The following is a 24842-nucleotide window of genomic DNA, read 5'->3' as shown; positions in this document are numbered from 1 at the left end:
TGGGGAAGTTTCACAATCTTTTCTTGTTTTGGAAAAAATTCTCATTTTTGAGAAAATAAAGTTTTAATTTGCCTTAAGGTGAGTTGAAACTGATGGAGGTTCAATGGAAATCCAATTTTTAGGGACTGGGGCTGGTCAGCCTTCTAAATCAAGAAACACTCAGGCAATTGCTTTGAAAATGCTTGATGAGCGTAATGAAATTTGGCTTTTTGACTGTGGTGAAGCAACGCAACATCAAATTTTAAATACGACAATTAAGCCACGAAAAATTACTAAGATTTTTATTACACATTTACATGGGGATCATATTTTTGGCTTGCCTGGTTTTTTGTCTAGTAGAAGTTTTCAAAGTTCAGATGAACAAACTGATTTGGAGCTTTATGGCCCTGTGGGAATTAAAGATTTTGTTTTGACCGCTCTTAGAATCTCGGGTTCACGCTTAGCTTATCGTATCAATTTTCATGAAATTGATTCGGCTGGAAAAATCTTTGAAGATGATAGTTTTGAAGTCCATACAGATTTGCTTGACCATACTATTTTCTGCTTGGGTTATCGCGTCGTAGAAAAAAATCGAATAGGTGAACTCGATGCCAATGCTTTAAAAGAAGCTGGGCTTCCTTTCGGACCCCTTTTTGGTAAAATAAAAAAAGGTGAGATTGTTCAGTACGAAGGAAAAACTTTCGATCCTAAAGATTATATCGGAGCGGATAAAGCTGGTAAAATAGTCACGATTTTAGGCGATACAAGAAAATCGAATGTTGCAGTACGCTTGGCTTATGGAGCAGACTTATTGGTTCATGAGGCAACTTATGAAGCAAATGAAAGTAAAATGGCAAGAGCACATGGTCATTCAACGACGAAGCAAGCAGCAGACGTCGCCAAAGAAGCCGGAGTTAATCGATTGTTATTGACTCATATTAGTGCACGCTATGTTGGACCTTTGGTTGGACAATTGGTGCGTGAGGCACAAACTGTTCATTCCAACACTTTTGTGGTTAAGGATTTTTACGAGGAAAAAATTGGTTAGAAATATTGTAATTACAGGTGCAACTGGTGATATTGCTAAAGAAATTGTCAAATCTTTATCTAAAGAAAATGACCATTTAATTTTGGTTTCACGTAGCCGTAAGGCTCTGATTGAACGCTATGGTCAGCTTGAAAATGTTACATTACTGACCAATGATGAACTTTTGACTAATGAACAATCTTTTGTTGTGGATATTTTGATTAATAATGCTGGTTTTGGTATTTTTAAAGAATTCACTGAACTTACTGATGGGGAAATTACAGAACAGTTTGTCATTAATACGTTAATGCCAATCCAGTTGACCAGATTATTAGAACCGAAAGTTCAATTGATTAATATTGCTTCAATTGCTGGAAAGTTACCAACAGGTAAATCATCAATTTATGCTGCTTCTAAAGCGGCTCTGATTACATTTTCAGATGCTTTGCGCATGGAAAATCCACAATTAATTGTGACAACTGTGAATACTGGACCTGTAAAAACCAAATTTCACAAAGATAATGGAGATTATCTGGAAAAAGTGGGGAAAAATGCAATTTCAGCATCTAAAGTTGCTGACAAAGTTGTGAATAACTTGGGAAAAAGGAAAAGAGAAATCAATTTACCTTGGACTTTATCCACAGCGGCCAAATTGCGAGCCATTTTTCCTTCGCTTTTTGATTTTATCTCTGCCAAATTTTTTAATTTCAAATAGAATTTTTTTACTGACAGAAACTTAATGCTATTTCTGTCAGTAAATTATAGAAAAGTTTAGGATTTTATTAAATAAAAGAAAAATAATCCCTAAACTTAACCATTTTTTTCGAGTAATTTATGCTAAAATAATTGAATTGAGCATAGAAAAGATAAAGAGAACTAAAATGATAAAAGCAAAATATGATTGGAAAGTGGCTGATACAGCCATTTCCGAAGATTTTCTAAAGATAGCGAAAAAACATAAATTAGATGAATTGACAAGTCGTGTGCTTTATCAAAGAGGAATTCATGCAGAAGCTGAAATTGAGCAATTTTTAAAGCCAAGTTTAGAAAATTTACATGACCCTTTTCTACTTCATGATATGGAAAAAGCAACAGGGCGTATTTTATCAGCAATTGAGCAAGGTGAAAATATCTTAATTTATGGTGACTATGATGCTGACGGAATGACTGCAGCATCAGTCATGAAGTCAGCTCTGGATGAATTAGGAGCTGAGTCTCAAGTTTATTTACCCAATCGTTTTACTGACGGTTACGGGCCAAATCTTGACGTTTATCAGTACTATATTAAGAATGAAAATATCAATCTTATTATTACTGTAGATAATGGGGTTGCTGGCTTGGAGGCAATTACCTGGGCACAGGAAAATGGAGTGGATGTAATTGTTACCGACCATCACTCAATTCCTGACCAACTTCCCCCTGCTTATGCCATTGTCCACCCCGAACATCCTGACAGTCAATATCCTTTCAAATATTTGGCAGGAGTTGGTGTCGCCTTCAAAGTTGCCTGTGCTCTTTTAGAATATGCACCCAGTGAAATGCTTGATTTAGTTGCAATTGGTACAATTGCTGACATGGTCAGTTTGACTGATGAAAACCGAATTTTAGTGGCTCATGGTCTAAAAATTTTGGCCCAAACAGAGCGTGCCGGCCTACAAGAATTAATGAAGTATGCTGGGGTTGATTTTGATAAAATCACTGAGGAAACGGTTGGTTTTCAAATTGCTCCTCGTTTAAACGCTTTGGGACGTCTCGATGACCCAAACCCAGCCATTGAATTGCTGACAGGTTGGGATGAAGATGAAGCGCATGAAATTGCCAAAATGATTGACCAAAAAAATTCAGAGCGAAAAGAAATTGTGGAAAAAATTCACACTGAAGCTCTGAGTATGCTGACAGATGAACCTGTTCAGATTTTATATCATAAGGACTGGCATAAAGGTGTCTTAGGAATTGTTGCGGGTCGCTTGTTAGAAGCCATACATAAGCCAGTAATCATGCTGGCCCAAGAAGATGGGATTTTGCGTGGGTCTGCTCGGTCAATCGAAAATTTTGATATTTTCAAGGCATTAAATGCCCATCGTGAACTTTTTATTGCTTTTGGTGGTCATAAACAAGCCGCAGGGATGACTTTAAGCCTGGAAAACGTAGAAGCAGTTAAAAAGGCGATGATTGATTATATCGTGGACAATCATTTAGATATGTCTAAAAAAAGTCCCTTAGAAATTGCTGACCGTTGCCACTTAGACGATATTTCGCTCTCAACAATCACTAATTTAGCAAAATTGGCTCCCTTTGGCATGGATAATCCTAAGCCTCGATTTTTAATCGAAGATTATAAGGTGATTCAAAGCCGAAGTATGGGGAAAGACAATGCTCATCTTAAATTAAAAATTCAGGAAGAAAAGCAACAAATTGATGCCGTTTATTTCCAACATGGTTCAGAAGAATTGGAATTCGAACAGGCACAAACAAAATTAGTTGCGACACTTTCAAGTAATAGTTGGAATGGAAATACGAGTCTTCAATTAATGATTGAAGATGCTGATTCAGTTGGTGTCGAACTTCTTGATATAAGAAGTAAACAAATTCCTATCCCAAAAGAGGCTAATATTTTTTCTCAAAATCAGCTAAAACATGGTATAATGGAAGATGTGCTTGTCATCGAAGAGACACCTGGAGATTTAACAGGTTTGTCAATATTAAAAGAAGCTGTCAGTAAAGCAGCGTCGGATGATTTTAAAATGATTTATTTTAAAAATAAAATCACTGATAGCTATTATTTAACAGGAAGTGGAACACGAGAAGAATTTGCAAGACTTTATAAAGCAATTTATCAATTTCCAGAATTTGATATTCGCTATAAATTAAAATCACTTGCGGATTATTTGAAAATCCCTCATCTCTTGCTTGTCAAGATGATAAAAATCTTTGAGGAACTTGAATTTGTCAGCATTGACAATGGCTTAATGACCGTTAATAAAACGGCCCATAAACGCGAAATTTCTGAGAGTACAATTTATCAAGAACTAGAAAAAATTGTAAAAATGCAAGAACTTTTTGCTTTAGCACCCGTCAAAGAAATTTATCAAAATTTATTAGAAAAATAATTTCGTTTTTATAAAAAGTTACTGACGGAATCAGCTATACTCTTAATAACAAAGCTGTCAGTAAAAATAACGAACTTATGTTAGAAAAAAGGAGCACTGACAATTTTGTCAGTAACAAAAACATGGAATTAAAAGACTATATTGCAACAATTGAAAACTATCCTAAAGAAGGCGTAGTTTTTCGCGACATCAGCCCTTTGATGGCAGACGGAAATGCCTATAACTATGCTGCTACCGAAATTGTTCAGTATGCAAGAGATAAAGAAATAGATATGGTTGTAGGTCCAGAAGCGCGTGGTTTCATCATTGGATGTCCAGTTGCTTTTGCACTTGGTGTAGGATTTGCCCCAGTTCGTAAGCCTGGTAAATTACCTCGTGAAGTCATTGAAGCAACTTACGAAAAAGAATACGGAACAGACACACTCACAATGCATTCAGACAGCATCAAACCAGGACAACGCGTCTTGATTGTTGATGATTTGCTTGCAACTGGTGGAACAATTGCCGCTACAATTGAACTTGTTGAAAAAATGGGTGGAATTGTTGTCGGATGTGCGTTCCTTATCGAACTTGATGAACTTAAAGGTCGCGAAAAAATCGGAGATTACGATTATAAAGTTCTAATGCACTATTAATTTCTTTACTGTCGGTAGCCAATAAATGTTATTAGTATTCTTTTGATAAAAACAAGAGAGTATAGTTATGCTAAAAGCAAGTAAACAGAGGTTTTTTGGCGTAAAATATTGACAGCAAGCTAATTTTGATATACACTATAAAAAGAAAATCCACATAGCGTTCGTTTTTTAGGAAATGAGCCTATATTTTATATTAGGAAAAGAGAGAGTAAAAACTTGAAAATTACAGCCTTAGAAGGACAAAAAATCTCAGAACTTTCAATGATTGAAGTTGCTCATGCTTTATTGGAGCAAAATGGCAAAGAAATGCAATTCTCTGAAATCATCAGAGCGATTCAAGATTATTTGGAAAAATCAGATGATGAAATTAAAGCTAGTATTTCTCGTTTTTATACAGAAATCAATACAGACGGAAGTTTCATCCCATTAGGAAATAATATCTGGGCACTTCGTTCATGGTACGCCATTGATGAGATTGACGAAGAAGTTATCGCTCTTGATGAAATTGAAGACGAAGAAGAAGAAAAACCAGCTAAAAAACGTAAAAAAGTCAATGCTTTTGGTATCGAAGACGAAATCGATCCAGAAGATGAAGAAGGCGCAAAAGAAACAACTGAAGAAGACATGTCATACGATACTCAAGCAGAGGACGAAGATAAAGATGACGTCGCTGCTTATGACGCAGAACTTGCAGAAGTTGAACTTGATAATGTAGATGAAGAAGTTGACATCGATGTAGAAGACGATGAAGATGATTCAGACGATACTGATGAAGACTAAAACACATAAAAAGTGAGGCATCAGCCTCACTTTTATGAATATTCTCTTTTTATTTGTAAAAAATTAAAAGAACGGTTACAATTAGGAAAAGTAAAATTTTATTATTGAGCGAAAGCTAATCATAAGGAGAAAAAATTTGGTGGACAAAGAAACAACTGAATTTTCTCGAGGAAGTTTTAAAGAAAAAATACTTCGCCAACTTGAAGAAAATGCAGCGAAACAAGCAGAAACTAAGTTCCCAGACCCTGAAGATTTCGAACGTCCCAGCAGGAGCGACTCAGAAGAACCTGAGCGAAAAATCGAACCAAGGAAAGTTGATCTTGAACCTTTCAAACTTCCCGTCTTTGATTTTCCAGCAGCGGATGAAAACGAAGAAGAACCTTTTGTAGAAAATGAAAACCTTCCAGAAGAAGGCGATTCATTGCGTCAAAATTTAGATGGAGTGGTTTCTGAGGAAATTCAAAACCAAAATATTCCTCCTCAATTTTCAAGAAGTGAACCAAAAGTTCAAGATGAAAAAATTGAACTAGAACAATTTTCGGAAAAAAAAGAATCAGAAAAAATGGTTAAACATCAACCTTCAAGAAGAACCAACAATCCTTCTAAAAAAACTTCTTCTAGCAAGAAAAACAAGAATAAGAACAAAAATAAGAAAAAGAAAAAAGTAACAGCAGGAAAAATCATTGCTGTGATTGTTGTTCTTTTAGTTTTAGTTGTTGGAGGAACTGGTTGGTATGGCTATAACTTTGTAAAATCTGGCATTCAACCTCTGGATTCTAAGAATGCAACAGCTAAGTCAATCAATATTCCTGCTGGTTCAAGTAGTAAGCAAATTGGTGAAATTTTGCAAAGACAATCCATTATTAAAAATGGAATGGTTTTTCAGTATTATACAAAATTTAAAAATTATTCAGAGTTTAAAAGCGGCTATTATAATCTTGCACCAAACATGAGCTTATCTACGATTGCTAGCAAACTTGAAGAAGGCGGAACAGAAAAACCTGTTGCTCCAACTTTAGGTAAAATTTTAGTTCCTGAAGGCTATACGCTAACACAAATTGCTAAAGCTGTGACAGTTAATAGTGGAAGCAATGAAAAGAATGCAAAAACGCCATTTTCTGAAGCAGACTTCATGAAAACCGTTCAAGACCCAACCTTTATCGCTAAAATGGTTAAGGCTTATCCTAAACTGTTCGCAAGCTTGCCAACAAAAGATTCAGGAATCAAGTATCAGTTAGAAGGTTACTTGTTCCCAGCGACTTATGATTACACAAAATCATCGACAGTTGAATCAGTCATTGAAAACATGATTCAAGCAGCCAATACCCAGCTCACTCCTTACTATGATACAATTGCTCAAAAGAATTTGACTGTCAATGAAGTTTTGAGTTTAGCAGCTTTGGTTGAAAAAGAAGCCAACAATGATGATGACCGACGCAACGTTGCTGGAACCTTCTATAATCGTATGAATGCTGGAATGACTTTGGGTTCTAATCTGTCAATTCTTTATGCCGAAGGTAAACTTGGTGAAAAAACAAGTCTTTCAGAGGATGCTAATATTGATACCAACCTAGATTCGCCATATAATTTGTACACAAATACTGGATTCGGCCCTGGTCCTGTTGATAGTCCAAGTTTGTCATCTATTAAAGCAGTACTTGATCCTGCTCAAAATGACTACTTCTACTTTGTTGCTGATGTGACAACAGGAAAAGTTTATTTTGCGAAAACATTAGCTGAACAAAATGCAAATGTTCAAAAATATGTGAATGATAAGATAAGTAGCTAAGCTATCATTAATTTAGATTTGATTAAAAAAGAAAAAAGTTTATAAAAAAGGAAATAAATATAATGGAAAAAACATTCCCAATGACCCAAGAAGGGCTTGATAAATTAAAATTAGAACTTGAAAATTTAAAACTTGTGAAACGTCCAGAAGTCATTGACCGTATCAAAGTTGCTCGTAGCTATGGTGACCTTTCAGAAAACTCAGAGTACGAAGCAGCTAAAGATGAACAAGCCTTTATCGAAGGGCGTATTTCAACAGTTGAAACAATGATTCGTTATGCTGAAATTGTTGATAACGCAAAAATTGCTAAAGACGAAGTAGCACTTGGTAAAAACGTAACTTTTGTTGAAGTTGGCGAAACTGACGAAGAATCTTATCAAATTGTTGGTACTGCTGAAGCTGACCCATTTTCAGGAAAAATTTCTAATGAATCACCAATTGCTCGAGTTTTGATTGGTAAAAAAGTTGGAGACATCGTAAATGTCCCACTTCCAGTTGGCGAAATGACAGTTAAAATTGTAAAAGTTGACTAATTATTTTAGAATATAATAAGTAAAAAAGCCGTCAGTAACGGTTTTTTTATTTTTCAACGCTTAAGTCTGTCAGTAAGTTAAAATTGCTATTTTTGGTAAAAATAATATTTTTCAGGTATAATAGTCAGTAATAGTCAAAGATTATTTAGAAAATGGATGAAAGAAAGGATGGAGCGATGGCAGGTCAAAAAAATACATCAGATATTATCGAAGCTTATCTGAGAAAGCTTTTAGAAGAAGCACAAGTCATTGAAATTAAACGAGCGGACTTAGCCAATCAATTTGATGTCGTGCCGAGTCAGATTAATTATGTGATAAAAACACGATTTACGGCCTCAAAAGGCTTTGATGTGGAATCAAAACGTGGTGGTGGTGGATACATCAAAATTGTGAAGTATCAATATTCTGCTCGTCATGAATTCTTAACGGCTCTTTACCAGAAGGTTCCAGCTAATCTCTCAAGTAAAGCTGCCCATGATATCGTTCAACTTCTCTTTGATGAGAAAGTACTGACAGAACGTGAGGGAAATCTACTTTTGTTAGTCATTACTGACGGAGCCATTAGTCCCTTTACTCGTGGTATAATGATGAAAAGTATAATAAACAGATTGGACCGTGACGATGAAATTTGAAAATATAAAATATACACCAACGCTTGACCGAATTTTAGAAAAAGCGGAAGAGTATGCTCACCAATATCAATATGGCACCATTGAAAGTGCTCATTTACTGGCTGCAATGGCAACGACCTCAGGCTCAATTGCTTACAGCCTTCTTGCTGGAATGAATGTTGATTCTTCTGACTTACTGATTGATTTAGAGGATTTATCAAGTCATGTTAAGGTCAAACGTTCAACTTTACGTTTTTCACCTCGTGCAGAAGAAGTGATGACTGCGGCAAGTTTTTTAGCAATTCATAATAACTCAGAAGCCGTTGGAACAGAACACCTGCTTTATGCCCTACTTCAAGTAGAAGATGGATTTGGTCTTCAACTTCTGAAATTACAAAAAATCAATATTGTATCTTTGCGAAAAGAGCTTGAGAAAAGAACTGGACTCAAAGTTCCAGAAAGTAAAAAAGCTGTGACTCCAATGTCAAAACGTAAGATGGCAAAGGGAGTTGCAGAAAATTCAACGACGCCAACGTTAGACTCTGTATCCTCAGATTTAACCGAAGAAGCTCGCTTGGGTAAACTTGACCCAATGATTGGACGAGAAGCTGAAATTGACCGTTTGATTCATATTCTCAGCCGCAGAACAAAAAATAACCCTGTCTTAGTTGGAGAGCCCGGTGTTGGGAAATCAGCAATTATTGAAGGTTTGGCTCAAAGAATTGTCAATGGTCAAGTTCCAATTGGTTTGATGAATAGTCGAATTATGGCTTTGAATATGGCGACTGTTGTTGCTGGGACAAAATTTAGAGGTGAATTTGAGGATCGCTTGACAGCTATTGTTGAAGAAGTTAGCAGTGATCCAGATGTCATTATTTTCATTGATGAATTACACACAATCATCGGTGCTGGTGGCGGAATGGATTCTGTCAATGATGCCGCAAATATTTTGAAACCAGCGCTTGCTCGTGGTGATTTTCAAATGGTCGGAGCAACAACCTATCATGAATATCAAAAATATATTGAAAAAGATGAAGCTTTAGAACGGCGTTTGGCGAGAATAAATGTTGACGAGCCAAGTCCAGATGAAGCGATTGCTATCTTGCAAGGCTTACGTGAAAAATTTGAAGACTATCATCAAGTGAAATTTACTGACCAAGCCATTAAAAGTGCCGTAATGCTCAGCGTTCGCTATATGACTAGCCGAAAATTGCCTGACAAAGCCATTGATTTACTTGATGAAGCTGCAGCAGCAGTGAAAATTTCTGTCAAAAATCAACAAACAAAACGTCTTGATTTAGAAAAAGAACTAGCGGAAGCTCAAGAAGAATTATCAGAAGCTGTCATTAAACTTGATATCAAAGCGTCTCGTACAAAAGAAAAAGCAGTTGAAAAAATTGCTGACAAGATTTATAAATTCTCAGTAAAAGAAGATAAACGTCAAGAAGTTACTGATCAAGCTGTTGTTGCTGTTGCCTCAACACTGACAGGCGTTCCAATCACACAAATGACTAAGTCTGAAAGTGATCGTTTAATCAATCTTGAAAAAGAATTACACAAACGGGTTGTTGGACAAGAAGAAGCTATTTCTGCCGTTTCAAGAGCCATTCGTCGGGCACGTTCTGGTGTTGCTGACAGCCGCCGTCCAATGGGTTCTTTCATGTTCCTTGGACCAACAGGGGTCGGTAAAACCGAACTTGCTAAAGCACTGGCTGACAGTGTGTTTGGTAGTGAAGATAATATGATTCGTGTTGACATGAGTGAATTCATGGAAAAACATTCAACTTCACGCTTGATTGGAGCTCCTCCAGGGTATGTAGGTTATGATGAGGGTGGTCAATTGACAGAACGCGTTCGTAATAAACCTTATTCTGTTGTTCTTTTAGATGAAGTCGAAAAAGCTCATCCTGACGTTTTCAACATCATGTTGCAAATTCTAGATGATGGCTTTGTGACTGATACTAAAGGTCGCAAAGTTGATTTCAGAAATACAATTATTATCATGACTTCAAACTTGGGAGCGACTGCTCTTCGTGACGATAAGACAGTTGGTTTTGGCGCTAAAAATATCACAGCTGATTATTCAGCCATGAAATCAAGAATATTAGAAGAGCTTAAACGTCATTATCGTCCTGAGTTTCTTAATCGAATTGATGAAAATATTGTTTTCCATTCATTGGAAAGTCAAGAGATTGAACAAATTGTTAAAATTATGAGTAAATCTTTGATTAAACGTCTGGCAGAACAAGATATTCATGTTAAACTCACACCGTCAGCGGTGAAACTAATTGCTGAGGTAGGTTTTGACCCAGAATATGGTGCACGTCCGCTTCGTAAGGCACTTCAAAAAGAAGTCGAAGACCTTTTAAGTGAACAATTGCTCTCTGGTGAAATCAAAGCAGGTAATCATGTTTCAATTGGTGCATCTAATAAAAAAATTAAAATCGCTCAAATTGTTTGAGATGAAAGCTGTTTCATGTTATAATTAAATTAGAAATAAAGGAAAGGACAGTTCGAAAAGATTCAGAAGTCCTGAAAATTCCAAAAATTTAAGGGCTTCATTGAAACAAAAAGAACTGTTGAAGAGGTACTCTTATGATCAAATTTAATATCCGTGGCGAAAACGTCGAAGTGACTGATGCAATCCGCGCTTATGTTGAAGATAAAATCGGAAAACTTGATAAATATTTCAACGATGGTCATGAAGTAACAGCCTATGTTAATCTTAAAGTTTACAGCGAAAAACGAGCTAAAGTTGAAGTAACTCTTCCAGCAAAAAATGTTACTTTACGTGCAGAAGATACTTCACAAGATATGTATTCTTCAATTGATTTTGTAGAAGAAAAACTCGAACGTCAAATTCGTAAATATAAGACACGTATGAACCGTAAACCACGCAATGCTGTCCCAACAGGACAAGCTTTTGGCGATGAGTTTGCACCATTAGAAAAATCCGATGAAGTTGCTGAGGATCACGTAGATATTGTACGTACTAAACATGTTGCTTTAAAACCAATGGATGCCGAAGAAGCAGTGCTTCAGATGGATATGTTGGGACATGATTTCTACGTCTTTACAGATGCTGATAGTAACGGAACCCATGTCGTTTACCGTCGTACAGATGGTCGTTATGGTTTAATTGAAACAGAATAAAAAAATAAGGATAGATTTTTCTATCCTTATTTTTTTATTCTGTTCAGATAACAAAACTTCAAAATGTAAGCGCAAAACCTTTTGAAGTTTAGCTTTGCGAAGATTTTCACTTGAAAAATCTTTCAAAAAATAGTAAAATCAAAGATGTATTAAGAGTGCAGACGCACTTAAAAATAATAAGGAGACTAAAATGTCAATTATTACTGATATTTATGCTCGCGAAGTCCTTGACTCACGCGGTAACCCAACACTTGAAGTTGAAGTTTACACTGAAGACGGTGCATTCGGTCGCGGTATGGTACCTTCAGGTGCTTCTACTGGTGAACATGAAGCGGTTGAACTTCGTGATGGCGACAAATCTCGCTACAACGGACTTGGTACTCAAAAAGCTGTTGACAACGTAAACAACATCATCGCTGAAGCTATCATCGGTTATGAAGTTACTGACCAACAAGCTATTGACCGTGCAATGATCGCTCTTGACGGTACTGAAAACAAAGGTAAATTGGGAGCTAACGCTATCCTTGGTGTTTCTATCGCTGCTGCTCGTGCTGCTGCTGATGAACTTGGTGTTCCACTTTACAACTACCTTGGCGGATTCAACGCTAAAGTATTGCCAACTCCAATGATGAACATCATCAATGGTGGTTCTCACTCAGACGCTCCAATCGCTTTCCAAGAATTCATGATCGTACCAGTTGGTGCACCTACATTCAAAGAAGCGCTTCGTTGGGGTGCTGAAATCTTCCACGCTCTTAAGAAAATTCTTAAAGCTCGTGGACTTGAAACAGCTGTCGGTGACGAAGGTGGATTCGCTCCTAAATTCGACGGAACTGAAGACGGTGTAGAAACTATCCTTAAAGCAATCGAAGCAGCTGGTTACAAAGCTGGTGAAGATGGCGTTATGATCGGTTTCGACTGTGCATCATCAGAATTCTACGAAAACGGTGTTTACGACTACACTAAATTCGAAGGTGAAGGCGGTAAAAAACTTTCAGCTTCTGAACAAGTTGACTACCTTGAAGAACTCGTTTCTAAATACCCAATCATCACTATTGAAGATGGTATGGACGAAAACGACTGGGATGGATGGAAAATCCTTACTGAACGTCTTGGTAAAAAAGTTCAACTCGTTGGTGACGATTTCTTCGTTACAAACACTAAATACCTTGAACGTGGTATCCGTGAAAATGCTTCAAACGCTATCTTGATCAAAGTTAACCAAATCGGTACTTTGACAGAAACTTTCGAAGCTATTGAAATGGCTAAAGAAGCTGGTTTCACAGCAATCGTTTCTCACCGTTCTGGTGAAACTGAAGATTCAACAATCTCAGATATCGCTGTTGCAACTAACGCTGGTCAAATCAAAACTGGTTCACTTTCACGTACAGACCGTATGGCTAAATACAACCAATTGCTTCGTATCGAAGACCAATTGGCTGAAGTGGCTCAATACAAAGGTCTTAAAGCATTCTACAACCTTAAAAAATAAGGTTTACCAACGAATGATTTAGAAATAATCCTTCTCTTTATTTAGAGAAGGATTATTTTTTATAAAAAATATTCTATGAAAAAACTACTAGTAAGCTAGTAGTTTTTATTTTATTTAGATTTTTGATAAGAGTCCATCTTCAATCTTATAAACACTGTCACTATTTTTAATCATTCTTTGGTCATGAGTGACCATGATTGTTGCTTTATTCTTCAAATGAGCTTCTTGTCTTAATAAGTCAACAACCTGATAAGCATGCTCAGTGTCTAAACTTGCTGTTGGTTCATCGGCCAAAATTAAATTTGGTTCATTAAAGAGAGCACGAGCAATAGCTGCCCTTTGTCTTTCACCACCAGAAAGATCGCTAGGATGTTTATCTTTTAAGTCTAAAATATCAAGTGATTTAAGAAGTTCAATCCCTTTTTTAGAAGTTAGTTTTTCGTGATTGATTTTATCAATAAGGAGAAATTGTTCTTCAATAGTCAAATAAGGAATCAAATTAGAACTTTGGAGGATGAAACCTATTTCTTTAAATCTAAGTTTAGAACGTTTTTTTTCTGACAATGGTGTAAAATCTAAGCCATTGATTGAAATGTTCCCAGAAGTCGGACTTTGTAAACCACCTGCAATTGTGAGAAATGTACTTTTGCCTGAACCGGAGGGACCAATAATTGAAACAAATTCCCCTTGATTGACTGCTAAATCAATTCCTTTGAGTGCCTGAATCTCATTATGACCACTACCAAAAGATTTTTTTACGTTTTCCATTTTAAGAATTGTTTTCATTTTTAACCTCCAATTGCTTTCGTTGGGTCAATTTTACGGATAGTAATGATTGAAAAAAGTGACCCAATAATTGATACGATGATGAGAATTAAAGCATAGAGCAACCAGTTTGTAAGACTAATTTCAAAAGGCATTGCATCAGGTAAGATAAAGCTAGTTCCATAACTTGCTATAAAAGCAACGAAGACGCCAACTAAACTAATGATAAAGCTTTGACCAAGTAAAGAGTTCATTATTATGCGATTTGAAATTCCTTGGGCTTTCATTATGCCAAAAATCGGAACTTTTTGAAGAGTTATAACATACATAAAGACTCCAATAATCAACAGTACAATCAGAAATAAGAAGTAAATCATTGCGCTGAGTGTCATATTTTGAGCAGAATAACCTGGAATATCGTTAATTAAATCAGAAATAGAGATGACTTTATATTGATTTGAAATAGAAGAATCAATCTTAACTTTCCCAGATTTTACAACGACAGCATTAACAGAAGAAACTGAAGTACTTTTTTCACCAAACTTTATCTGATTCAAAGCGGAAAATGAGGTATAGATAACAGGCGAGGCAGAATAAGAAGAGGCTTTTGAAATTCCGACAATTTTTATTTTAATATTATTATTTCCCACGGAAACTTCTTGACCGATTTTATATCCTTGATTTGCCAGTTTTTTCGAGATAATCATTTCTAAATGATTGTCAGTAAATTTTTTCCCCTCAAGAACTTCTGGCATGATTTTAGACTTATCAGGCAGGGCAATAATAGCAATATTGTCTCGCTCGCTCTTTGATTTATGCATAGAAGTAGAAAACAATGATAATTCTGAACCATTTTCTACATGAATATTACTTAAATCATCAGAAGTAATTTGTGAAGCAGAAATAATATTATTTGAACTTGTTGATAAAACGACTTTTTCGGCCTTCCAATCAAGGACAGCTTGTTTAAATTGACTGGCAAGTCCTACAGATAGTCCGGACAGTATAAAGACTACATAAGCAATTAAAAAAATAATAGCTCCGATTAAGGTGTAACGAGCTTTATTATAACGTATTTCTCTTAGTGCTAAAAACATAAAATCTCCTTTCAGTTTTTTCTGTCAGTAATATAATTAAGTAAACCTTCGGTGACTAATTTGATTTCTTTATCATAATTTTCAATAAAGGTTTTCTCAGTCCAATTTTCACTGAATAATCTATAAACGAGATTATGAACAACTGATTTTAATACTTGTGAAACTGGATTATCATTTTCACTAGCTGGGACGGTTGCTGAACTTTTAGGTTTCCAATCTCTTTCAAGTTCACAAGTCCAATCTAAAAATCGATATTTATAAAGTTGGTATTGAGGAGAATCAATTAAATTTTCAAGAAGGAGATATTTGTATTTATCTAGCGCCTCTTCAATGGAATTATCTTTTAATAAATTAAAAAATAAATTATGGATTTCAAGGGTTTCTTGCGAGAGGACATAGAAATAAGCATCTTTTAAATCTTCAAAATACTGATAAAAACTCCCTCTCGGAATATCAAGCGCTTTTACGATGTGCATAATTTTGGCCTCGTGAAAAGAATGAGTCTGAAATTCATTTAAACAGGCATCATATACGCGATTACGTTTTTCGTCAGATAGACTGAAATAGGTTGATTTAGGCATTTTGTCTCCAATTCATTCAATTTATGACACTGTGTCATTTATTAAATTCTAACAAATAAATTGATTAACATCAATTATTTAATTTTTTTAAGCAAAAAAACTACTGACAGCTTTGTCAGTAGTTTTGATAATATATTTGTTGATGTATAAGCGGCTGACAGCTCTGTCAGTAAAGTTAGGAACACTTATTTAGCTAATTCTTTTTCAAGAGTTAATCGTTGAACTTTCATTGTTGCTGTACGAGGAATTTCATCGTAAGCCATAAGAATAGGTTCATTTAAAAATGGCAAATCAACAATTGAAGCCCACCAAGCTGACCAATCCATTTCCGCATTTTCAGCTAGAGCCAAAATAGGTTGTGGTTTACCAGATTTATCACGAATAATCACCACTTCATCTAAGAAGTCGTGTTGGTCTAACAGAAGATCTTCAATTGCCAAATTAGATTCAATTTTATCGATTAAATCAACTTGCCGGTCATGTAAAAAGAGAATTCCGTCTTCATTCATAAGGCCCCAATCGCCAGTATCCCACCAGTCGCCATAGACTTCTTTGTTGAAACGTTCTTCTTCCTTATAGTAAGTCAAAGCTCTTCCCTTTGAGAGGAAGTGGATTCTTCCAGGCGTACCTGCAGGACATTCATTTCCATTTTCATCGGCAATACGTGCTTTAGATAATCCAGGCATACCAATCCCCATTTCACGGGCATTCGTGTCTGCTAAAGTTGATAAACGGTGCTTTTTCCAAATCATTGGGCCACATTCTGATTGTCCATAAATTTGTAGGAAGACTGGATCTTTTTGCTTAGAGGCAGAAAGAAAAGTGTGCATTGTCTCTTTATTAATTGCATCAAAAGTTGAGTGAAGGTAACGAATTGAAGCAAATATGTCAGGGTCTTGCTTTGCAAGATTTGCTAAACGAACAAAATCGTTTGGATGAGTTTCAAAGGCATAAGGCTGATGTTTAGCAAAAAGATTGACAAGATTATCTTTTGATAAGTCATTGAGGGGCATAAGTCCAAAACCAAAGGTCATTGCTGATGAAACACCTATATTGAAACGAGAATGAACAGGAGAAATATGGAAAGCTAAAATCTCTTCCTTATCAGGCATCCAATCCATTACAGTTCTTTGAAGCACCCAACGCCAACCCATTGAATTAGCAGAGTGAGCGATTAATTTTGGCACACCAGTTGTTCCAGAAGTATGAGTGAGATAAGCAATCTCATCACTAGACAATTGCTGACTGTCAGCAATTTGAGTAGGTTTTTCCAAAGCAAATTTACTGACAGAAAGTTTTTTAGAATCTTCAATATTTTTCATTTCATTGACAGTTCTGTCAGTAACTTCGTCATAAATGAGCCAAGGCTCATCTAGACGTCTAGCTAAAATGTCCATAGTTTCGGCAGAAAGATGATAAGAAATCATTGCTGGAACAGCGCCTAAATAAGAAACAGCAACCGCTAAAAGATAGGTATCAAAAGCACTTGATTTAAAAATAATGACTTTATCCGATTTTTTGATTCCCAACTCAGATAAGAGACTTGCCTTATCAACAATTGCTTGATGAGTCTTTTGGTAAGTCGTTTCAAGAGCTAGTTCAGGGAAAGCTCCAACAGCCTCATCAAAGATAATTGGGCTATCAGGAAACTGTTCAGCTGATTTTTTAAAGTTTAGATACAAATTTAGGGGTTCGTGTTTGAATTTCAAAAAAAATCTCCTCAAGTTAATAAGTTTATTATATCACAAAGTATTCTTTAGACCAATAGTTAATGTAAATGTTTTCTTAAGTCGTAGAGAATAAAATACTCGGAAAAAAAGTCTAAAATCTGCTACAATTAAAGGGACACTAAGAGGATTCCAATCCTCTTTTATCAGGAAAAGAAGGGATAGATAGGAAAATGATTAAAAATTATGAACTATCCAACGAAAAAAAATTAATTTCAACCTCTGAAATGAAGAATTTCACCTATGTTCTCAATCCAACACGTGAAGAAATTGGGAATATTTCTGAATACTATGACTTCCCTTTTGACTATTTATCAGGAATTTTGGATGATTATGAAAATGCCCGTTTTGAAACAGATGATAATGATAATAATCTGATTCTCTTACAATATCCTGCACTTTCTAATTATGGAGAAGTTGCGACTTTTCCATATTCTTTGGTTTGGACTAAAAATGAATCGGTTATTTTAGCACTTAATCATGAGATTGATAATGGCTTAATTTTCGAGCGTGAATATGATTATAAACGCTACAAACATCAAGTTATTTTTCAAGTGATGTATCAAATGACACACACTTTCCATGATTATTTGAGAGATTTCCGAACAAGACGTCGCAGACTTGAACAGGGAATCAAAAATTCAACAAAGAACGACCAAATTGTTGATTTGATTGCCATTCAAGCAAGTTTAATTTATTTTGAAGATGCCTTGCACAATAATATGCAAGTACTTCAGGATTTTATTGATTACTTGAGAGAAGATGATGAAGACGGTTTTGCTGAAAAGATTTATGATATTTTTGTCGAAACAGACCAAGCTTATACAGAAACCAAGATTCAGCTCAAGTTACTAGAAAATCTCCGAGATTTGTTCTCAAACATTGTCTCTAATAACTTGAACATTGTCATGAAAATCATGACATCAGCTACTTTCGTTCTAGGGATTCCAGCAGTAATTGTTGGTTTTTACGGAATGAATGTTCCAATTCCTGGTCAAAATTTTAATTGGATGGTTTGGCTTATTTTAGTTCTAGGAATTTTATTATGTGTTTGGGTCACTTGGTGGTTACATAAAAAAGATATGTTATAAAATGGAGAAAAATCTCCATTTTTTTTGCTCTTTGTGAAAAAATTAATTAGTGATTGCAGATTATGAAGTTAGCAATGTTTGTTAAAAGTATTTTGTGAATTATTTGTGAAAACGTTTTAAAAAAGTATAACAGATATTAAAATAATTGGAACTGTATTAGTAAAGAATCTGTAATTTCTCTTGAATTCTGTTTGCTATTCTCAAACTGTATGATATAATGAAATTGTAATTTGAAACAGAAAGAACAAAGGAGATTTCAAAATGAAAACCGAAGTTACGGAAAATATCTTTGAACAAGCTTGGGATGGTTTTAAAGGAACCAACTGGCGTGATAAAGCAAGCGTTACTCGCTTTGTACAAGAAAACTACAAACCATATGATGGTGATGAAAGCTTTCTCGCTGGGCCAACAGAACGTACACTTAAAGTAAAGAAAATTATTGAAGATACAAAAGCTCACTATGAAGAAGTTGGTTTTCCCTTCGATACTGACCGCGTAACCTCTATTGATAAAATCCCTGCCGGATATATCGATGCTAATGATAAAGAACTTGAACTCATCTATGGGATGCAAAATAGCGAACTTTTCCGCTTAAACTTCATGCCAAAAGGTGGACTTCGTGTTGCTGAAAAGATTTTGACAGAGCACGGTCTTTCAGTTGACCCAGGTTTGCATGATGTTTTATCACAAACAATGACTTCTGTGAATGATGGAATCTTCCGCGCTTACACTTCAGCAATTCGTAAAGCACGTCATGCGCATACCGTAACAGGATTGCCAGATGCCTACTCTCGTGGACGTATCATTGGTGTTTATGCTCGTCTTGCGCTTTATGGTGCTGATTACCTTATGAAAGAAAAAGCACGTGAATGGGACGCAATCACTGAAATTAACGATGAAAATATTCGTCTTAAAGAAGAAATTAATATGCAATACCAAGCTTTGCAAGAAGTTGTAAACTTTGGTGCTTTGTATGGTCTTGATGTTTCACGTCCAGCGATGAACGTAAAAGAAGCTATCCAATGGGTTAATATCGCTTATATGGCTGTATGTCGTGTTATCAACGGTGCTGCAACTTCACTTGGACGTGTTCCAATCGTTCTTGATATCTTTGCAGAACGTGACCTTGCTCGTGGAACATTCACTGAACAAGAAATCCAAGAATTTGTTGATGATTTCGTTTTGAAACTCCGTACAATGAAATTTGCTCGTGCAGCTGCTTATGATGAACTTTATTCTGGTGACCCAACATTCATCACAACATCTATGGCTGGTATGGGTAATGACGGACGTCACCGTGTTACTAAAATGGACTACCGTTTCTTGAACACACTTGATACAATTGGAAATGCTCCAGAGCCAAACTTGACAGTCCTTTGGGATTCTAAACTTCCTTACTCATTCAAACGTTATTCAATGTCTATGAGCCACAAGCATTCTTCTATTCAATATGAAGGTGTTGAAACAATGGCTAAAGATGGATATGGCGAAATGTCATGTATCTCTTGTTGTGTCTCACCACTTGATCCAGAAAATGAAGAAGGACGTCATAACCTCCAATACTTTGGTGCGCGTGTAAACGTCTTGAAAGCAATGTTGACTGGTTTGAACGGTGGTTATGATGACGTTCATAAAGATTATAAAGTATTCGACATCGAGCCTGTTCGTGACGAAATTCTTGACTATGATACAGTTATGGAAAACTTTGACAAATCTCTCGACTGGTTGACTGATACTTATGTTGATGCAATGAATATCATTCATTACATGACTGATAAATATAACTATGAAGCAGTTCAAATGGCCTTCTTGCCTACTAAAGTTCGTGCTAACATGGGATTTGGTATCTGTGGATTCGCAAATACAGTTGATTCACTTTCAGCAATTAAATATGCTAAAGTTAAAACATTGCGTGATGAAAATGGCTATATCTACGATTACGAAGTAGAAGGTGATTTCCCTCGTTATGGTGAAGATGATGATCGTGCTGATGATATTGCTAAACTTGTCATGAAAATGTACCATGAAAAATTAGCTTCACACAAACTTTATAAAAATGCTGAAGCTACTGTTTCGCTTTTGACAATTACATCTAACGTTGCTTACTCTAAACAAACTGGTAATTCTCCAGTACATAAAGGAGTATTCCTCAATGAAGATGGTACAGTAAATAAATCTAAACTTGAATTCTTCTCGCCAGGTGCTAACCCATCTAATAAAGCTAAGGGTGGTTGGTTGCAAAACCTTCGCTCATTGGCTAAATTGGAATTCAAAGATGCAAATGATGGTATTTCATTGACTACTCAAGTTTCACCTCGTGCACTTGGTAAAACTCGTGATGAACAAGTGGATAACTTGGTTCAAATTCTTGATGGATACTTCACGCCAGGTGCTTTGATTAATGGTACTGAATTTGCAGGTCAACACGTTAACTTGAACGTAATGGACCTTAAAGATGTTTACGATAAAATCATGCGTGGTGAAGATGTTATCGTTCGTATCTCTGGTTATTGTGTCAATACTAAATACCTCACACCAGAACAAAAACAAGAATTAACTGAACGTGTCTTCCATGAAGTACTTTCAAACGATGATGAAGAAGTAATGCATACTTCAAACATCTAATTCTTAAAATTTAATGAATATTCGGTCTGTCAGTTTTACTGACAGACTTTTTTTACGAAAAAATTAATCATAATAGTTAAAAACTATTGTTTTTAGTTTAAGAAAGTTAAATTTTATGCTAAAATAGATGAATGAAAATGGTAATTGGATTGACAGGCGGAATTGCGAGTGGGAAATCAACGGTGGTTGATTTTTTGATTTCTGAGGGATATCAAGTGATTGATGCTGACAAAGTTGTCCGTCAATTACAAGAACCTGGCGGAAAACTTTACAAGGCAATAGTAGAAACTTACGGTTTAGATTTTATTGCTGACAATGGACAGTTAAATCGTGAAAAATTAGGAGCTTTAGTTTTTTCTGATCCAAAACAGCGCGAGAAATTATCAAACTTACAAGATGAAATTATTCGTACAGAATTATATGATAGACGTGATGACTTATTAAAAAAAATGACTGACAAGCCTGTCAGTAAAAATTTTGATTCAAAGAGTCAAGGAAAAAATCTGTCAGTAAATAAGCCAATATTTATGGATATTCCGTTATTAATTGAATACAATTATACCGGTTTTGATGAAATATGGTTGGTCAGCTTACCTGAAAAAATACAATTAGAAAGACTGATGGCAAGAAATAAGTTTACGGAAGAAGAAGCTAAAAAACGAATTTCCTCACAAATGCCATTGTCAGAAAAACAAAAAGTCGCTGATGTCATTCTGGATAATTCTGGAACGATTGAAGCACTAAAAAAACAAATCCAGCGAGAACTAGCTAGGATAGAAGAACAGAAATAGAGGTGAATCGCACGAAAACAGTTAATTGGAAAAGGAATTTATTTATAACATGGATTGGCTGCTTTTTTGTAGGTTCATCATTTTCACTCGTCATGCCCTTTCTCCCCTTGTATATTCAAGGACTGGGCGTAAGCGGTGGAAATGTTGAACTTTACTCAGGGTTAGCTTTTTCTTTGCCAGCCTTAGCTTCAGGGTTAGTTGCCCCCATTTGGGGACGTTTAGCTGATGAACATGGGCGTAAAGTGATGATGGTACGTGCCAGTATCGTCATGACCCTAACAATGGGAGGAATAGCTTTTGTCCCTAATGTTTGGTGGTTACTTGGATTACGTTTGCTAATGGGATTTTTCTCAGGCTATATCCCTAACTCAACAGCAATGATTGCTTCACAAGCTCCAAAAGATAAATCAGGCTATGCCCTTGGAACATTAGCAACAGCAATGGTTTCTGGAACACTGATTGGTCCTTCACTTGGTGGGTTACTAGCTGAGTGGTTTGGCATGGCAAATGTCTTTTTGATTGTCGGCGCTCTATTAGCCCTAGCAACTTTACTGACCATTTTCTTTGTTCATGAAAACTTTGAACCAATTGCTAAAGGTGAAATGTTATCTAGTAAAGAGATTATTAATAAAGTCAGTAACAAACAAATTCTTTTTGGATTATTAGTGACAACATTTATTATTCAAATCACCTCGCAATCCATTGAACCATTTGTGACCTTGTATATCAAAACCCTGACGACAAGCACGAACAATTTGATGTTCATTTCAGGTTTAATTGTGTCAGCAGTTGGATTGTCGGCAATGTTATCATCAAGTTTTCTAGGACGTATAGGAGATAAATACGGTTCACATCGTTTAATTTTGATTGGACTTGTTTTTACATTTATTATTTATTTACCAATGGCCTTTGTGCAAAGCCCACTCCAACTTGGGATATTACGCTTCCTTCTTGGTTTTGGAACTGGCGCTTTGATGCCGTCAGTAAATTCGTTACTTTCAAAAATTACTCCCAAAGAAGGTGTCAGCAGAATTTTTGCTTACGCACAAATGTGTTCTAATTTAGGAATGGTAACTGGTCCATTGGTCGGATCAGCAATTGCAGGTTATATCAGTTATCGAGCAGCAATTGTAGGGACAAGTCTTTTTGTCATTGTTAATATTATTTGGTCCTTTATTAATTTCCGAAAATATCTGCGGAAACGGAGTATTATGGAATGAGAGTAAAAATCACACTAATTTGTAGTTCTTGTGGGAACAAAAATTATATTAGTAGCAAAAATAAAGCAACCCATCCGGAAAAAGTTGAAACAATGAAGTTTTGTCCCAAAGAACGCATTGTTACACTTCATCGTGAAGGTTAAACAGTAAGAATTATCTTGCTGTTTTTTTATTTATAATAAGTTTTTACTATGTACACTTATTAAGAATTGTGATAATATTATATAATAAAGTAAACAATATTTCATTAGAGGTGTTTTATGCAAAAAATGACATTATTTTTTCATTATAATAGCAGTTGATGGAGACAGATAAAAATTTTAATCATAATTTTATGGACTATTTATAAAAGAAAAAATTCAGTTTAAAAAATATATTCGGAAATACCTTATCTTTGGATGGTAGAAACTTATAAGCACTTTGAAAATCTTTATAAATTATTCAACTCATGCTATAATAATATGAATGAGGAAAAAAAGATAATGAATTTAAATAAGAATAATTTTTTAAACTACTCTATATTGATTCCATACCTAATTCTTGCAGGAATTGGTATTGTGATGGTTTTTTCAACCACGGTTCCTGATCAGTTACAAAAAGGATTAAATCCTTATAAATTAGTAATTAACCAAACAGCATTCGTATTATTGAGTCTCATTATGATTGCAGTGATTTACCGTCTGAAACTTAGAGCCCTTAAGAATAGAAAAATGATAGGAACAATAATGGTTATTTTGATTCTGTCATTAATATTTTGTAGAATAATGCCTTCCAGTTTTGCTCTGACAGCACCCGTAAATGGAGCCAGAGGTTGGATTCATATTCCAGGAATTGGAACGGTACAGCCAGCAGAATTTGCCAAAGTTTTTATTATCTGGTATTTAGCCTCAGTTTTTTCAACAAAACAAGAAGAAATTGAAAAACGTGATATAAATGAGATTTTTAAAGGAAAGACGCTCTTTCAAAAACTTTTTGGTGGTTGGCGATTACCCGTAGTTGCCATTTTATTGGTTGACCTTATCATGCCTGACCTAGGTAATACTTTGATTATTGCTGCAGTTGCTTTGATAATGATTGGAGCCAGCGGTATATCTTGGCGTTGGTATTCCGGCTATTCAAAATTAATTCTATCTTTGATGGCCATTTTCTTAGGATTTCTTTTCATTGTAGGTGGAAATATCATTCCAAGTTTCTTACCCATCGCTTATATCAATAAACGATTTGAAGCCTTTGTTAATCCTTTTACAGACTTAGCCAATTCTGGACACCAGCTAGCTAATTCATACTATGCTATAGTTAATGGCGGTTGGACAGGGCGTGGCTTAGGAAATTCGATTCAAAAAAATGGTTTCTTACCAGAAGCTCAAACTGACTTTATCTTTCCAATTGTCGTGGAAGAATTAGGAATCATTGGCGGAATTATTATTCTAGCTATTCTCTTTTTCTTGATAAGCAGAATGTTAATTGTTGGAATTCGTGCTAAAAGTGCCTTTAACTCACTCATTATGATTGGGGTATCTGGTTTATTGTTAGTTCAAGTCTTTGTCAATGTGGGTGGAGCAATCGGAATTATTCCAGAAACAGGAGTAACCTTCCCCTTCCTATCACAAGGAGGGTCGTCCTTCCTTGTCTTATCGTTGGGAATTGCATTTGCATTAAATATTTCAGCTGATGAGAAACGAAGAGAAGTTTCTGAGCTCTCAAATCATTATAGTAGCAGTGTCCCAACTTATGAAAACGATTGACAATTGTCAGTCGTTTAAAAGTGTATAAAAGATTTTTATAATATATGAAAGAGTGAAAGGTAATGACCAATTACCTTTCCAAGCAAGCCTC

At 35.5% G+C, this 24842-nt stretch carries 21 protein-coding genes; 17 read left to right on the top strand and 4 right to left on the bottom strand.

Annotated elements, in window-relative coordinates; translation table 11 throughout:
• Positions 1-103: 103 nt before the first annotated feature.
• The 11 genes from rnz (at position 104) to eno (ending at position 13109) form a co-directional block, all read left to right on the top strand.
• Positions 104-1027: a ribonuclease Z gene (gene rnz, locus LDP15_RS06595; RefSeq protein ID WP_015425951.1), complete on the top strand. Its 924-nt coding sequence runs from the start codon at positions 104-106 to the stop codon at positions 1025-1027.
• On the top strand, positions 1020-1721 hold the full coding sequence (locus LDP15_RS06590) for an SDR family oxidoreductase (protein WP_015425952.1): 702 nt from the start codon (positions 1020-1022) through the stop codon (positions 1719-1721). Before rnz ends, LDP15_RS06590 begins: the two co-directional genes overlap by 8 nt.
• Before the next feature lie 166 nt (positions 1722-1887).
• Positions 1888-4116 carry a single-stranded-DNA-specific exonuclease RecJ gene (recJ, locus tag LDP15_RS06585; protein WP_015425953.1) on the top strand — a complete coding sequence of 743 codons (2229 nt, stop codon included), beginning with the start codon at positions 1888-1890 and terminating at the stop codon, positions 4114-4116.
• Between the two features lie 122 nt (positions 4117-4238).
• On the top strand, positions 4239-4751 hold the full coding sequence (locus LDP15_RS06580; protein ID WP_012897343.1) for an adenine phosphoribosyltransferase: 513 nt from the start codon (positions 4239-4241) through the stop codon (positions 4749-4751).
• A 216-nt stretch (positions 4752-4967) separates the two neighbouring features.
• Positions 4968-5531, top strand: a complete 564-nt coding sequence (gene rpoE, locus LDP15_RS06575; RefSeq protein ID WP_012897344.1) for a DNA-directed RNA polymerase subunit delta — start codon at positions 4968-4970, stop codon at positions 5529-5531.
• A gap of 136 nt (positions 5532-5667) precedes the next feature.
• On the top strand, positions 5668-7320 hold the full coding sequence (gene mltG, locus LDP15_RS06570) for an endolytic transglycosylase MltG (protein ID WP_042230133.1): 1653 nt from the start codon (positions 5668-5670) through the stop codon (positions 7318-7320).
• 59 nt (positions 7321-7379) lie between these two features.
• Positions 7380-7853 carry a transcription elongation factor GreA gene (greA, locus tag LDP15_RS06565; RefSeq protein WP_025016857.1) on the top strand — a complete coding sequence of 158 codons (474 nt, stop codon included), beginning with the start codon at positions 7380-7382 and terminating at the stop codon, positions 7851-7853.
• Between the two features lie 176 nt (positions 7854-8029).
• On the top strand, positions 8030-8485 hold the full coding sequence (locus LDP15_RS06560; protein WP_010905471.1) for a CtsR family transcriptional regulator: 456 nt from the start codon (positions 8030-8032) through the stop codon (positions 8483-8485).
• Positions 8475-10925 (top strand): ATP-dependent Clp protease ATP-binding subunit, encoded by a 2451-nt coding sequence (locus LDP15_RS06555; RefSeq protein WP_012897346.1) that lies wholly within the window; start codon positions 8475-8477, stop codon positions 10923-10925. The genes LDP15_RS06560 and LDP15_RS06555 overlap by 11 nt, the downstream gene beginning before the upstream one ends.
• A gap of 134 nt (positions 10926-11059) precedes the next feature.
• A complete protein-coding gene (hpf, locus tag LDP15_RS06550) occupies positions 11060-11617 on the top strand; it encodes a ribosome hibernation-promoting factor, HPF/YfiA family (protein WP_225513505.1) in 558 nt (185 codons plus the stop codon).
• Positions 11618-11807: 190 nt separating this feature from the next.
• The gene (eno, locus tag LDP15_RS06545; protein WP_010905473.1) at positions 11808-13109 is read left to right on the top strand and encodes a surface-displayed alpha-enolase; all 1302 of its coding nucleotides are present in this window, start codon (positions 11808-11810) and stop codon (positions 13107-13109) included.
• A gap of 114 nt (positions 13110-13223) precedes the next feature.
• Here the strand turns inward: eno and LDP15_RS06540 are convergent, their stop codons facing one another.
• From LDP15_RS06540 to LDP15_RS06525, 4 genes are all read right to left on the bottom strand, one after another.
• On the bottom strand, positions 13224-13895 hold the full coding sequence (locus LDP15_RS06540; protein ID WP_015425956.1) for an ABC transporter ATP-binding protein: 672 nt from the start codon (positions 13893-13895) through the stop codon (positions 13224-13226).
• A gap of 2 nt (positions 13896-13897) precedes the next feature.
• Positions 13898-14971 carry an ABC transporter permease gene (locus tag LDP15_RS06535; RefSeq protein ID WP_015425957.1) on the bottom strand — a complete coding sequence of 358 codons (1074 nt, stop codon included), beginning with the start codon at positions 14969-14971 and terminating at the stop codon, positions 13898-13900.
• A gap of 11 nt (positions 14972-14982) precedes the next feature.
• Positions 14983-15552 (bottom strand): TetR/AcrR family transcriptional regulator, encoded by a 570-nt coding sequence (locus tag LDP15_RS06530; RefSeq protein WP_225513506.1) that lies wholly within the window; start codon positions 15550-15552, stop codon positions 14983-14985.
• Positions 15553-15737: 185 nt separating this feature from the next.
• Positions 15738-17261, bottom strand: a complete 1524-nt coding sequence (locus LDP15_RS06525; RefSeq protein ID WP_015425959.1) for a class I adenylate-forming enzyme family protein — start codon at positions 17259-17261, stop codon at positions 15738-15740.
• A gap of 191 nt (positions 17262-17452) precedes the next feature.
• Between LDP15_RS06525 and LDP15_RS06520 the strand changes: the two genes are divergently transcribed.
• From LDP15_RS06520 to LDP15_RS06495, 6 genes are all read left to right on the top strand, one after another.
• Positions 17453-18370 carry a magnesium transporter CorA family protein gene (locus LDP15_RS06520; protein ID WP_003129577.1) on the top strand — a complete coding sequence of 306 codons (918 nt, stop codon included), beginning with the start codon at positions 17453-17455 and terminating at the stop codon, positions 18368-18370.
• 261 nt (positions 18371-18631) lie between these two features.
• Positions 18632-20995: a formate C-acetyltransferase gene (gene pflB, locus LDP15_RS06515; RefSeq protein WP_015425960.1), complete on the top strand. Its 2364-nt coding sequence runs from the start codon at positions 18632-18634 to the stop codon at positions 20993-20995.
• A gap of 131 nt (positions 20996-21126) precedes the next feature.
• Positions 21127-21786, top strand: a complete 660-nt coding sequence (coaE, locus tag LDP15_RS06510) for a dephospho-CoA kinase (RefSeq protein WP_015425961.1) — start codon at positions 21127-21129, stop codon at positions 21784-21786.
• A 2-nt stretch (positions 21787-21788) separates the two neighbouring features.
• Positions 21789-23006, top strand: a complete 1218-nt coding sequence (locus LDP15_RS06505; RefSeq protein WP_015425962.1) for a multidrug efflux MFS transporter — start codon at positions 21789-21791, stop codon at positions 23004-23006.
• Positions 23003-23149, top strand: coding sequence for a 50S ribosomal protein L33 (rpmG, locus tag LDP15_RS06500; RefSeq protein WP_003129585.1), 147 nt, complete (start codon positions 23003-23005; stop codon positions 23147-23149). The genes LDP15_RS06505 and rpmG overlap by 4 nt, the downstream gene beginning before the upstream one ends.
• 339 nt (positions 23150-23488) lie before the next feature.
• Positions 23489-24751 carry an FtsW/RodA/SpoVE family cell cycle protein gene (locus tag LDP15_RS06495; RefSeq protein WP_012897351.1) on the top strand — a complete coding sequence of 421 codons (1263 nt, stop codon included), beginning with the start codon at positions 23489-23491 and terminating at the stop codon, positions 24749-24751.
• The last annotated feature ends 91 nt before the right edge of the window (positions 24752-24842 follow it).

This window comes from Lactococcus sp. SK2-659 (assembly GCF_020218185.2).
GTDB lineage: Bacteria > Bacillota > Bacilli > Lactobacillales > Streptococcaceae > Lactococcus > Lactococcus lactis.
Note: the sequence above shows the minus strand (reverse complement) of the source record. Positions and strands in the feature narration are given on the sequence as shown.